General features: G+C 63.5%; 13 protein-coding genes. 9 read left to right on the forward strand and 4 right to left on the reverse strand.

Annotation, left to right across the window (positions count from 1 at the left end):
- Positions 1–2 precede the first annotated feature (2 nt).
- Positions 3–356, reverse strand: a complete 354-nt coding sequence (locus AC3DEZ_RS15435) for a polysaccharide deacetylase family protein (protein ID WP_488389159.1) — start codon at positions 354–356, stop codon at positions 3–5.
- 508 nt (positions 357–864) lie between these two features.
- On the opposite strand from AC3DEZ_RS15435, the gene AC3DEZ_RS15440 reads away from it, so the two are divergent.
- Together AC3DEZ_RS15440 and AC3DEZ_RS15445 are read left to right on the forward strand one after the other, a co-directional pair.
- Positions 865–1,416 carry a hypothetical protein gene (locus AC3DEZ_RS15440; RefSeq protein ID WP_488389008.1) on the forward strand — a complete coding sequence of 184 codons (552 nt, stop codon included), beginning with the start codon at positions 865–867 and terminating at the stop codon, positions 1,414–1,416.
- Positions 1,406–2,125, forward strand: a complete 720-nt coding sequence (locus tag AC3DEZ_RS15445) for a hypothetical protein (protein ID WP_488389009.1) — start codon at positions 1,406–1,408, stop codon at positions 2,123–2,125. Before AC3DEZ_RS15440 ends, AC3DEZ_RS15445 begins: the two co-directional genes overlap by 11 nt.
- A gap of 387 nt (positions 2,126–2,512) precedes the next feature.
- Here the strand turns inward: AC3DEZ_RS15445 and AC3DEZ_RS15450 are convergent, their stop codons facing one another.
- Together AC3DEZ_RS15450 and AC3DEZ_RS15455 are read right to left on the reverse strand one after the other, a co-directional pair.
- Positions 2,513–3,238, reverse strand: coding sequence for a polysaccharide deacetylase family protein (locus tag AC3DEZ_RS15450; RefSeq protein ID WP_488389010.1), 726 nt, complete (start codon positions 3,236–3,238; stop codon positions 2,513–2,515).
- Entirely contained in the window at positions 3,235–4,326 is a 1,092-nt protein-coding gene (locus AC3DEZ_RS15455) for a glycosyltransferase family 4 protein (RefSeq protein WP_488389011.1), read from the reverse strand. Before AC3DEZ_RS15455 ends, AC3DEZ_RS15450 begins: the two co-directional genes overlap by 4 nt.
- A gap of 442 nt (positions 4,327–4,768) precedes the next feature.
- On the opposite strand from AC3DEZ_RS15455, the gene AC3DEZ_RS15460 reads away from it, so the two are divergent.
- A complete protein-coding gene (locus AC3DEZ_RS15460; protein WP_488389012.1) occupies positions 4,769–6,538 on the forward strand; it encodes a hypothetical protein in 1,770 nt (589 codons plus the stop codon).
- A gap of 302 nt (positions 6,539–6,840) precedes the next feature.
- Here AC3DEZ_RS15460 and AC3DEZ_RS15465 read toward each other — a convergent pair whose 3' ends face one another.
- The gene (locus AC3DEZ_RS15465; protein ID WP_488389013.1) at positions 6,841–7,437 is read right to left on the reverse strand and encodes a hypothetical protein; all 597 of its coding nucleotides are present in this window, start codon (positions 7,435–7,437) and stop codon (positions 6,841–6,843) included.
- 415 nt (positions 7,438–7,852) lie between these two features.
- Here AC3DEZ_RS15465 and AC3DEZ_RS15470 point away from each other — a divergent pair, with 415 nt between their 5' ends.
- From AC3DEZ_RS15470 to proC, 6 genes are all read left to right on the forward strand, one after another.
- A complete protein-coding gene (locus tag AC3DEZ_RS15470) occupies positions 7,853–8,617 on the forward strand; it encodes an addiction module antidote protein (protein ID WP_488389014.1) in 765 nt (254 codons plus the stop codon).
- A gap of 275 nt (positions 8,618–8,892) precedes the next feature.
- Positions 8,893–10,272 (forward strand): hypothetical protein, encoded by a 1,380-nt coding sequence (locus AC3DEZ_RS15475; protein WP_488389015.1) that lies wholly within the window; start codon positions 8,893–8,895, stop codon positions 10,270–10,272.
- Positions 10,273–10,509: 237 nt separating this feature from the next.
- On the forward strand, positions 10,510–10,842 hold the full coding sequence (locus AC3DEZ_RS15480) for a hypothetical protein (RefSeq protein ID WP_488389016.1): 333 nt from the start codon (positions 10,510–10,512) through the stop codon (positions 10,840–10,842).
- A 46-nt stretch (positions 10,843–10,888) separates the two neighbouring features.
- Complete coding sequence (locus tag AC3DEZ_RS15485) at positions 10,889–11,260, forward strand: hypothetical protein (RefSeq protein ID WP_488389017.1); 372 nt, start codon at positions 10,889–10,891, stop codon at positions 11,258–11,260.
- Between the two features lie 159 nt (positions 11,261–11,419).
- Positions 11,420–11,791, forward strand: a complete 372-nt coding sequence (locus AC3DEZ_RS15490) for a hypothetical protein (protein WP_488389018.1) — start codon at positions 11,420–11,422, stop codon at positions 11,789–11,791.
- A gap of 93 nt (positions 11,792–11,884) precedes the next feature.
- Positions 11,885–12,730 (forward strand): pyrroline-5-carboxylate reductase, encoded by an 846-nt coding sequence (proC, locus tag AC3DEZ_RS15495; protein ID WP_488389019.1) that lies wholly within the window; start codon positions 11,885–11,887, stop codon positions 12,728–12,730.
- Position 12,731: the final 1 nt, after the last annotated feature.

Raw genomic sequence — 12,731 nt, forward strand, 5'->3', positions numbered from 1 at the left:
GATCAGGGGCGATCACCGTAGCGGGTTTCCAGTTTCAGCCAGAACTGCAGCAGGTGATGCTGGTTGAGCACATGGACCCGCGGCACGCGCAGCGGGTCCACGCCCGCCCGCGCGCGGCCGCGCACGATCGTGGTCGCACCCTCGAAGCCGGCATCCCGCACCGCCTCCACCACCCGGTCGTCATGCGCGCCCCAGGGATAGCAGAACTGGGAGACGCGGACGCCGAAGCGGTCCTCCAGCGCGCGCTTGCCGCCGCCCACTTCATCTTCCAGCCGCGCGGCGTCCAGAGTGGTCAGGCGCGCATGGGTGCGGGTATGCGCGCCCAGCTCCATGCCGGTGTCCATCCACTCTCTCAGGGCGCCTTCGCCGGTATCATCACGGGTTTAGTGCATGACGGACCTTTTCATCTTCTCAAATCTTGGAAACTGTGATGGCAGGGGAGGATAAATGCTGTTGTGAATGGTTCTTCTGATCAACACCCCATTTTTGACAACGGTCTTGGGTGTTGCATACAGTCTGGCCGCGCCACGGCGCACGCCGGCCTAGAGGGGCTGTGTAGTAGCTAGGCCGAATCACAGGAAGTTGAGGGTACGTCCAGGAGGAACTATGAAAGCGGCGATAGCTCTCGTAGTAACGCTGTTTGCAGGTGCCTACGCAAGCAGCGCAATAGCGGGGACGCAGTGCGCGATAGTAAGAACAGTCGTTCATGATGTGCAAACCGGGGCGGAACTAACCAGAACCCAGACCGTGTGCTGGGAAAGCACGGAAGGTAGTGGGCCGCCTCCATCAGGTGGCGGGGGCGGCCTGCCGTTTCCCGGAGGCGTCGGGGAAGGCGGAAACCCCGCCGTATGCAATTCGCTGCTGATGAACAAACCGTCACCGTGCGCCGGGCCTGAAGTACTGGCTGGCCCCACCTTCGGGCAAGGTCAGTATCATCCCGGATCCGGTCTCGCGGCGGCGATCAACAATCTATCCAATTCGGTGCTTGCGCCCGGAACACGAACGGCGATTTCCAACGCACTCGCTGTCCATACATCCTCGCTCGCGACTGGGACTGTGCCCACGGATCTCGCGAATGCAAACCTGCTCGCGGACATCAAGTTTGCCTGTAGCTATCAAAAGGCTTACGACGAGTTGCACCCGCCGCTAACGCCATGGACCGGAGGAATTTCTCCGGCACTACGGACGTGCTTAGGCATGATGAGCCGAATCAGCGGAGAGAACGGACTTACCTTCGGCGCTTTCTATCTGGATTGGTTGAACACGATTGGAGTGAGTCTTGCGGACCTGAACGTCCCTCAAACCCTGATCAATTGGTTCGCCCCGGAAAATTCGCTCCGGGTCAAGTCTGAGCTGATTCTTCCAAAGCTCAAGTGTAACGCTTGGTACAAGGAGATTCTCAGAAATGGCTGCTAACAAAACAATCGCGGCGGTACTCGTCTTGGCGTTGGCAGTGGGCATTGGCTACTGGGCGCTCACACAACAGGGTGAAGCGGTAGGCGTCGGATCCGCCGAACAAAGGGCCGCATCCGCTCCGCCAGAATCTACTGACAAGCCAGTGGCACAGGCAGAAAGCCTTCCTCAATCCAGTCTCCGAGCCACGGCTCAGGACCTTGCGCGGAAGTACGAATGTCCAGGTGCCGATGTTGACTGCGCGAACAGTCCCAACGTTGCGTCCTCGGCGGAGGAAGCCAGGTGGTTACTCGACCACGGCTATCCCACGCTGGCGCAGATTCGGGATCTGAGTAGCAGGACGACATCCGACTACGAATCAGAGTATCGGCGTACCGGGAGTAAAGTTGCACAAAGCTTGTGGGCGTTGAGCCTTTCAACGAACGACGAGCTGACGAACGCAGTTGGGATTCTCAGTGAGTCGATACAAGGTGGAAACGTGTTCGCCTACTACGTGTTGTCCGATGTTTATATGCGGTCACCGCACTACGCCAACCTTACGACAAGTGCGGGTTATATGCGTGCCGCATACCTGGCCGGAGATCCAAAGGCTGGCACCATCTATCAGCAGAAATACTCGCACCTGAGTCCGGTTGAGCATTCCCTCGCGGACAAAGATGCATACCAATTCTTCAAGAACCTCGGAAAAGGCCGCAATTACCCGAGGCCGTAGCCGTAGCCACTGCAAAGATGGTGACGAGTGCCGCCCTCCGGGGCGGCTTTTTCACTGTAGGGCGGTTTTCAGTTCCAGCGCGGCGGTGAACCCGCCGCTACCGGTTATCGTGTAGGTGCTCTTTTTGATGAGTTACCTCGCGTCATCGAACTCAGTGCCCCCCGCACGCGGATCTTCGTCTCGTCAACGTACACCTGGATGGTGTCGAGGGGTTTCTGGAAGCGGAAGACAAGGTCGCCCAGGTCGTGCTGACCCGGCAAAATGCGGTGATGGTCGCGTTGAACGGGAAGTACCGGATTGGGCGTGGGACGCCTACCTCGGGGACACCGGATACCTGATGCCACTTCCATCCGCGGTCGTGGCGCCGGTAGCGCAGGCGCCTCACGATCAGGGGCGATCACCGTAGCGGGTTTCCAGTTTCAGCCAGAACTGCAGCAGGTGATGCTGGTTGAGCACATGGACCCGCGGCACGCGCAGCGGGTCCACGCCCGCCCGCGCGCGGCCGCGCACGATCGTGGTCGCACCCTCGAAGCCGGCATCCCGCACCGCCTCCACCACCCGGTCGTCATGCGCGCCCCAGGGATAGCAGAACTGGGAGACGCGGACGCCGAAGCGGTCCTCCAGCGCGCGCTTGCCGCCGCCCACTTCATCTTCCAGCCGCGCGGCGTCCAGGGTGGTCAGGCGCGCATGGGTGCGGGTATGCGCGCCCAGCTCCATGCCGGCGTCCATCCATTCGCGCAGCGCGCCTTCGTCGGCGAGCGGGCTGGTCACCCCCAGCACATCCTCCGACCACGCGTTGCGTTGCCCAATCCGGTCCGACACCGCGTAGCAGGTGGCGCGATGGCCGTGCCGTTTCAGGATTGGCAGCGCGGTGCTCACGTTGTCGAAGAAGCCGTCGTCGAAGGTCAGCGCGCACAGCTTTTCCCACGAGGGCGTCCCGCCCTGGAGCACCGCGTGCGCCTCGTTCATGGTCACGCCGCGATAGCCGCAGTGGGTCAGCAGCGCCATCTGCCGTTCGAACGCGCGCACGCCGACGAAAATGCTGCGCCGACGGCTGTCCACCGGCACCGGGCCGATGCTGTGGTACATCAGCACCGGCAGTATCCCGCTCACGCGGACGGCTCCAACAGCCGGCGGTACAACAAGACGGTGTCATCGACCATGCCGCGTGCGCTGAAACGCAGCCGCTGGGTGCGACGCGCCTGCCGTCCCAGGCGCTCCCGCTGCACGGGATCCAGCAGCCTCTTCAGCTGCCAGGCCAGGTGGTGGGCGTCGTCGGAAGTGAACAACAGGCCGTTGACGCCGTCCTCGATCACTTCCGGCATGCCACCGGTGCGCGCGGCGATCACCGGCAGGCCGGCGGCCATCGCTTCCAGCAGGGACAGCGACAACGCCTCGCTGCGCGAGGGTTGGACGAACACATCCATGCCGCGCAGCAGTGTCGCCACGTCGTCCTGGTAGCCCGGCAGGCGCACCCGCGCGTCGAGTCCGAGCCGGCGGATCAAGCCGACGAGTTCTTCCGGCCAGTCCCCCGACGCGTCGCCCAGCATCACCAGATCCATCGGCTCGCCCACCGCGCCCAGCAGCGACAGCGCGCGCACCAGCAGGTCATGGCCCTTGTGCGGCACCATCCGGCCGACCATGCCGATCGCCAGTCGCTCCGGCATGATGCCCAGCCGTTCCCGCGCCGCGATGCGCTCGACCTCGCGCGTATCCGGCAGCGCCTCGACGCCGTTGTAGATGCGCTCGATCCGCGCCGCCGGCAGCCCCTTGCGGATCAGGAACTCGCGCACCGCCTCGGACACCGCGATCATCCGCTGGTTACGGCGGAATCCCTTCCATGTCTGCAACGAGTGGATGGTCGCCACCGAACGGCAGCGTCCCAACCCACCGGCAAACGCACTGTAGAAGGCGCTGCGTCGCGAATGCCCGTGGACCACATCGATGCCACGCTCGCGCACCAGCCGGCGCAGGCGCAGATGCGACACCGGATCGATCAGCCCGCGAAAGCGCAGCGGCATCCACTCCAGCCGCTCCGCCTCGGCCTGCCGCTGCAACCAGGATCCGGCCTGCAAGGCCAGCGTCACCGAATGGCCGGCGTCGCGCAGGCCGCGGCTCAGCGACAACACCTGCCGTTCCAGGCCGCCATAACCCTGGGTATGGACGACCTGAAGCAATCGAAGGGGGCGATGGGAAAGCATGGGAAGGACGCGCGCAGGAGTGTTGCGCGACCTTGCCGTCCGGCTGACGGGCGGACCATCGGACGACTCTGAAAGTGGTCAGGGGCGCTGTGGGCACGCCTGAAGCTACGTGCGGAGCACGGCCCCGGCTCATCTGAGCGCGCCCGGCCAGCTCATGCCAGAACCGGCGAACCAGGCACTCGCATCGTATCTGCAATCGCCTGTTGTTCCGTCGCAGGGAATGAGAGCGGGGAGGAACATCGGCCAGATTCGCGCCCGGGTGTCCGTGCGATTCGGCCCCGCCATGTAACCAGTATTCCCTTCCCGACAAACGGACGTCCGAGGTCGCGCGCGTCACTCGTTCGTCCTTGCATTGGTCATGCGTGGCGGATTGGCTCCACACCTTCCGCACCTCACTACCCATCTGTGCAAATCGGGGGGCCACCGCAAACGGAGCAAGACCATGCCGCAGGTTGACTTCATTCAAGACGTCGATGGATTTGCGTTCCCAAACAACTGGACGTTCGACGAGCGCGAGAAAGATGAAATCGCAAACATCCTCAAGGACGCACTGCCGATCGCCGCCGCCGCGCTGACGCCCATCGTCATGGCGGCATCGCCAATGATTGCGCCCGTCGCCGGAATCGCCCTAGGCCCGGTCATCCCGCTGATCGCGGCTGCGGGCCCGTTCCTGTTCCTGGCCGCACCCAAGATCTCGGAGATGATCGTGGATGCCGTGGTTGGCCAGATCGCAAAGGGTAACGGCAATGACAACCTCTGCGGTGGAATGACGGCCGCCGCCCTGGACTACCACCGTCTGGGATGGTTGCCACCGCGAGGCGAGGCCAACCCGGTGTATGACCCCGACGACCCAACGTCCGTACAGAGCTGGCTGCGACAGCGAATGTGGAATGGACAGTTGGAGAGTCATCTCGACAACACGCCACGCGTCGTGATGTGGAAGGCGATCGCGAGCGTCTTCGGCGACTGGGGACATGACTGGCTGCGGGACAGGACCCGGGAGGAGCTTGCGAAGATATGGACCGAGTTGTCGGCGGGCAATGCCGTTCCGGTCGGACTGGTCTGGAACTACGGCGACGCCGTCGGGCATATCGTGGTGGGGTATGCCCTGGAACGCTACGGGGCAGATCAGTACGCGCTGACCGTCTACGACAACGAACATCCCGATGCGCCGCGAATCTTCGACATCGATCTTGCGCAGAGTCCGGCGATGATCATGGATCGCCAGGGCCGCGGATGCGACGGACTCTTTCTCGCCCAGGTCAGAGCCAAGTTGCCTCCGCCGGCGATTGTGCTGTCACAACCGCTTGCGATCACGCCAGAGGACTATCTGGTTGAGGGTGAATCGCTCCAGGCGGTGTTCGGGATGTGCAATTCCGGTTTTGGACCAGCGCCAGATGTCGCTGGCGCCATCGCCTCAACGAACGGACAGATCGTGGCGCCGCCGGCAGCCAGACAGTTGCCGATGGTGTCGGATCCGGCGACGCCGCCCGGAACACCGCCCGACGAAGTCGAGACCGTCCCGCAGCTGTCGCCGCTTGCCGTCGACGACGAGTACGCGGTCAGCTTGCAGAGTACGACAGTGACCGCTGGCGCTTACCAGTTGGAACCGATCGTGATGGCCGGTTCGGTTCTGCTCGGAAGGCGCGTCGTCCGCAAGCTGCCAAATCCGGATGGAAGCCATGCAGTTACGGTTCCATTGCGCATCAACCCCCGCCTGAGAATCAGACCGCGTCGCGAGGCAACGGGATTCGGTTGCGCGAGGATGATGGTCGGGGGGGAATCGTTGACACTCGATGTAGACCTGACGTCCGTCTCTGGTCGCGGTGTCCACTTGATCGTCTGGTCGGTGACCGGGGCTTTCTCGATGACGGTATTGGGACCCACGCTAGTGATTCCGGCTTTGCCCATGTATCCCGCCAAGTGCGATGTCATGGTGAAGGTGGAGTTGATGGACGGCACCGGGACTTACGGCACGACGAATGTATTTGGCGTCACGGCAGCCATGGCGGAGCGCGTCAAGCGCATATGTGAGTTGGCACACGTCATCCAGCGTGTTCCCTTGACCCGGGTCCCTTTGGATCCATTGATCAACCCCGTGCGTTCGCGTGGCCTGGTATCGCACGGGAAGGGAATGCCGGAAGCGGGGCGCATTGCGGCCGAGTTGCAGAAGGCGCTGGAGCCCTTCGCTCGAATGCCGCCGCAACGGTAAGGGATAGTGAAAGGGAGCGGTTCACTGAGTGGCAGGCCGAGTGGCTTGCCGGCAGTCAGCGCACGCCGCACAGCGTTCCGACTTTCCTGTCCGAGTGCCTATCGCGTGGTCCAACTTACTGAAAACACTATTTGACCGAACAAATTTCTAGTTTCCTGGTTGAGGACCGCATCACTTGGGCGCTCCATTGCCATGCAGACCGATCCATCAACGTCTACAAACCGGCGTACTCCGCGGTGGTGGCCGGCCCACGAAAGTACAGGCGGGCCACCACCAGGGACATAGGATCCCAGTGCGGGCAATCAAACCTCATCCATCCTCTCGTCATCGCCTCCCCGGGGCGCTTGCAACGCATCGGCCAGCGTTAGCGGCAGGGGAAGATTGCCCAGGTACTCGGCCAGTTCGTGGCCCAGCAGGTCTTCGTGATCGCGGAAGAATATCGGTTCGGCGGTCAGCATCCAGCCGTCAGGAATGCGGCGCCAGCCGCGTGTGCTGCGCACCATCAGTCCGCCCATGTCGAGCAAGCCGGACAGGGCGATGCTGTCTTCGCTGACACGCATGGTGATCTCGGTCGAGACGCGTGCGCGCGGGGTTTCGGGGGCGTCTGGATGATGCGATGTTGAATCGCTTCGTTCATGTTCAAAGACTGGTTGTGGCGGATGAGGCGGGTGTTGCGGGAAGACGGATGGGGTGTGATTGCCTTCCCGGGTTTCGCGGATGCGATCATGGATTTGACGCAGCGTCAGATCGCCAACCGGCAGACCGGATGCCAGCATGCGGGCGCACAGCGCCCACCATGTTTCGTCGTTCCATTCCAGGGTTTCGGCGATGGCGCCGAAGTAGGCGACCATCTGCGCCCGTGGGTTGCTGTCGGGGGTGGTTTGACCGTGCTTGCGCATGGTGCGGGACTCCCGAGTTGAATGGAGTCCGCCGCCCCGAGACCAATCAGGGTGGCGGACGGTACGGGTTGGTCTACCGGACTCAGGAGCCGGCGGGGCCGAAGCCCCCCGCGTACCGCCCGCCGTGAAGTTGGCAGGTGTGCGCCAGCGAAAATGCCGGGCAACAAAAAAGCGCCGTGCATCGTCGGTGGGCGCTTGTACGCCTGAGTGTCTGGGAGACCAATCCCGGCCGCCGGATTTGCGGCGACGCGGGGCTGCTGGCCCCACTCCCATGCACCCGTCAACGCACATTGAACCAATGATCTGCCTCTGACATTTATGGCGTCAAGGGCGCGGAACGCCACAACGCGATTGGCCCAGGATGGTCGCGAACAGGAACCTGCATGGAAAACAGAGTGTCCAGCATGGTGGACACATGGCGACCATTCAGACCACGGATGTGTTTGAGCACGGGTTCGAAAAGCCGCGCGACAGGGAGGCGAAAGTGCATATCAACGTACGGATACGGCGTTTGTCGATGGATAATCCTGGCGATCACCGCAATCTGACGAAAGGCGTGTCGGAACTCAGGGTCAACCACGGCCCCGGCTACCGCATCTACGACGTCACGCGTGCCGGCATTACCTACCTCCTGCTGTGCGGAGGCGACAAGGACTCGCAAGAACATTGCCCAGGCACTCGCCATGGTCGACGAGACTTGGCTTCCCGAAGGACCAGATTCCCCGCGATTGACCGTCTGCGCCACAACGATTATTCAGCTGCAAAGGGAATCAGACCCATGAGCCCAGAAATCAAAACCCGTCCCTGGGATGCTGCGGAACATCTGCGGGACGAAGAAGATATCCGCCGCTACATCGAGGCAGCCCTGGAAGAGGCTCCGGAGGATGCGACCTTTCTCGCGGCGGTGCTGGGCGATGTGGCTCGCGCGCAGAAGCTGACCAAGCTCTCACGCGATACCGGTATTGCCCGGGAGACGCTGTACAAGGTGATGCGGGGCGAAGGCAATCCAACGCTGGACACCGTCGAAAAGATGGCAAAGGCGCTCGGAGTTCGCCATGCGCTCACGCCTGAAAGACCGGTCGTCAGGAAACCGGCCGTAACTCACAGGATTGTCCAGAAGCGAAAGGGCATCGGAACGGTCCAGGACACTGTGGAAATTCAGACCAACAAGGCCAAGTAGAAGCATGAACCGATGGCGGGCGTGTCGCTGGCGGCTGAAAATCGCGTGACCACCCTCGTTACGCCCTCTTGCGACCCGTGGTGCCACCTAGACCTGACCGCATAGGCGCCGCTCGCGTGAAGGTGCGCGCTCGCTGGGAGCGGGCAATACGATTTCCCTCCGCGCCTGCTCTAGGTGAGTATCCACGCTTCCACCAACCTTTTAAGAACATTCCTAGTTCTCCGCGATACAGCGCTGTCTACGCTAGCACTTCCGTGCTCGCTCTCCGTCCCCCCATGCCACTCCGCTTACTCCCCGGTCGCGTCGGCCGCCTTCGCGCCGCTGGCCTGCTGCTGGCGACGTTCGCGGCTGCCTGCTTCGATCTCTGTGCCCAGAATCCGCTGTCCGCCGTGGAAGCCACGGATTTGTATCTGAGTGCCTATCTCCAGGCCGACGCCGCCAGCGTGGGGCGGCTCAATCGCTATCTGCGGGAGGAAGGGGAAATCTCCCTCTTCAACACCGACGACCTCGCCTCGATGCCCCAGGCCATGTACCAGCTCATTTTGCTGGATCTGCTGGAGAAACGCGGCGTGCGGCTCACCGAGCGCCGCAAGGTCCGCGTCGCACGCATCGCGCAGGCATTGGCCGATGGCGTGCGGCGATCGCGCTGCCGGGCCCTGGATGCAGCGCACGGTGATTCACAACTTCTCGACCGCGTAGACCGCTTCATCGGTGTGGACGGCGACTATACCCAAGTTCGTATCCGCTGCGACCTCCCCGATGCGGCGCGCGCGATGCGGCGCATGGTGGCGCTGATGGACCAGCCGCCCGGGGTCTCCTCCCATGCATTGCTGGGCGCCATGCAGGACATGGCGGACGCGATGGCAAATGCTGAGCTGAAACCGGCGCTAGCCGTCATGCCCGTCCATCAGGGCGGAACCGGTGCCTGGAAAACGACCTGGCCACCACCGTCCTGGCTGGAGTATTTCTTCGGTCTGCTCATGCACGCTGACGCGCCCGCCACGGCGGTGCAGGCCGCGAATCTGCATCTGCGCGCCTATCTCCGCTTCGATCCGGACAGCCAGCGGCGTCTTGATGCTTACCTGCTGTCTTCCCTCCCCAGTCCCGGCGATCCGAATGGGGCCCGACCACGTGTCAAGCTGAAAGCGTTCCTGGATAGACTCGGCCTAGCGAAAGCGTGGAATGAAAGCCGAATGGAAATCGAACTGACCCGGCGCCTGGAGGGCATCGGGGTAGCGGCCAACGGCAGTGATACCCGCTTGTTCGGGATCCCGCCGGAAGGACGCATCGATGCGCTGGCCATGGCGATGAGATCCACGCTGGAACATGCGGACTGCGAAGCCACACACGCCGAAGCCTTGCCGATGGGCGCTTTCCACAAGCACATCCAGGTCGGTATCCGCTGCCAGATTCCCAATACCTCGCAAACCGGCGCTCGCATCTGGCAACGTTCCAAACAAGGGCTCCCGGCAACCAACGACGATGTCGAGAAGCTGACGACTGCGCTAGCGTCTGCGCAACGTCAACCACGTACCAGCAGGTTGGCGCTTTCGGTCGTCCAAGCCAACGAGGCGTGGGTCTGGTACGCCGAGCCATTCCAGCTTGTGGGAAGCGTCTTGTCCATGGTGTTTGAACCATCGGAGGAAACGCCATGACCCAGGTAGCGGAGGCGCCTGTTGTCATTCAGGCTGTTGACAGTTCCCGATGCTGCTGTTGGAGCGACCATCCACCACCGCGAGCGCGTTACGATGACGCGACGCAAAATGGCGTCACCACCAGCCATCATCAAGGCATCGCGGCCACCCGGATGATGAAGAGGGGCCAAGCCATTCATTTCATGAAAACCCAACCAAAGGTTCAGAACTCAGGGACACACCGTGGATAGCGATCACGTGAACGCGGTCCAGGCATTGGTCGGGGCATTTTGCCAACTCATCAGTCAAGGCGATCTCCCGGCACTTTCGGAAAGATTCGGTATCAGCGCCCCAGTATTTGAGGAGATCGTCGAGATCCTTGATGCGTACGGAATTTCACCCAGCGAACTGGAATCACCCGACTTCGGTCGAAGCCGGGTGAGCGACATCTTCCAGATGAACGCCCCAGACTCCATCGGGGTCGAGGTCAATCTATGGGCGGGAGGACGACCTCTTGAACCCATACTCCATGCAGAAGTCAGCTTTACGACCGCAGAGCCGGTTTTCCATCTTCAATACATCGGCAGCTGATCCCCACATGTACGCGGAAAGACCATCGCACGCCTCCGGAATCCATTTGCTGCGATGGTCCACCGCCATCGCCTGCACGCTGTTCCTGCTTGCCGTTTTTGCGCCGCAGGCGCTGGCCCAGACCAAGGCGCCGTTTGAACTGCGCTGGCCGCATGAAGGAGAGAGCCTGATCTATGGATCGGATGGCTGCGCCGACGAGTGCTGGTATGCCGAAGTCCGACAGAAGCGTTCGCCGCATGTGCTGGCGCGGCTGTATTGCGATGGCGCGACACTCACCCTGGCGCCGTCCGGAAACGCCGAAGCGCGCGTCGTGGGGCGTTGCGACGACATCAACGAGAATGGCGTGCGCGGGATCAAGAGCAAGTTCGACGCCATTCCCGAGATCCTGGAAGGACTTGTGCCGGGTCGCGAGCGGTAGTTTTCCGGAACCGCGTCTGGCCGCGACAGGCGTCCTGCCCGGCATCCGCTCGAACTTTCGGAACTTTCCCAGGTTGCGCGGAAGATCCCGCCCCCAGACTGGACACGCCTGTTCCGCGATCATCGTCTCCCTGGCTCCATTTCCGCTGTCGGTCGTCCCATGAAATCTCCATCCCCCTTCGCCCTCTCCGCCGGTCAGCGCGTGGGTGCCGCCGCGTTCACGCTGCTCGCCGTGCCGCTGCTGGCATCCCTCGCCTGCGTCGGCTTCTGGTTGACCGCCTGCGGCGGCGGCGGTTGGATACTGGGGGTGATCGTGCTGTTCGGGGTTGGCGTGCTGGCGCCCGTGGCGTCCGCGACGGCGTGGGCGGTGGGCCTGGCGGCGATGTTCGCGTGGCACCTGCATCGCCTGCGACGCCACGGACGGTTTTCGGTGCTGTTTTCCGATGCGGCGATCATCGCGGTGGTGGCGTCCGTGGTTGGCGCGATGCTCGGCGCGGTGCTGGGCAAGGGCGTGCGTTGCAGTCTTTTCTGAATCCGTGCGGGTGGATCATGGATCCCCGCGCCCGCCGGTTCGGGGTCGTGCCACTGCGCTAGAATCGCTGCGATTCCGCTCCGGACCGCCTGCATGTCCTCGTCGTCTTCTTCCTCCCCGACTGCCGCGACGCTCGCCTTCATCGGCGGCGGCAACATGGCGCGCAGCCTGATCGGCGGCCTGATCGCGCGCGGACACGCGCCGGAGGCCATCCATGTGGCCGAGCCGGTCGAAGCGTTGCGCGACGCGCTGGCGCGGGACTTCGGCGTGCGGGTCCACGCGTCCGCCGCCGATGCCGCCGCCGACGCCGATGTCTGGCTGCTGGCGGTCAAGCCGCAGGTGATGCGCACGGTGTGCGGCGATCTGTCCGCGCTGGCGCAGGCGCGGCGGCCGCTGGCGATTTCGATCGCCGCCGGCATCACCGCCGAACAACTGGAGCGCTGGCTGGGCGGCGACGTGGCGGTGGTGCGCGCCATGCCCAACACGCCGGCGCTGCTGGGCGCGGGCATCACCGGGCTGTATGCGAATGATCGCGCCGACGCCGCGCAGCGCGACGCCGCCGCTGCCCTGCTGGCGGCGGTGGGGCCGACGGTGGCGATTGCCGACGAAGCGCTGATGGACGCGGTCACCGCGGTATCCGGCAGTGGACCGGCCTACGTGTTCCTGCTGGCCGAGGCGATGCAGGCGGCCGGCGAAGCCGAGGGCCTGTCCACGGACGCGGCGCGCGAGCTGGCGGCGCGGACCCTGCTGGGTGCGGCGCGCATGCTGGTGGAATCCGGGGAGCCCGCCGGTGTCCTGCGGGCGCGGGTGACCTCACCCAACGGCACCACCCAGGCCGCGATCGAAACCTTCCAGGCCGGCGGCTTCGAGGCACTGGTGGCGAAGGCCATCCATGCCGCCACCGAACGCGGACGCCAACTGTCCGCCGCCAACGACTGAG

This window comes from Pseudoxanthomonas sp. 134C1 (assembly GCF_057773065.1).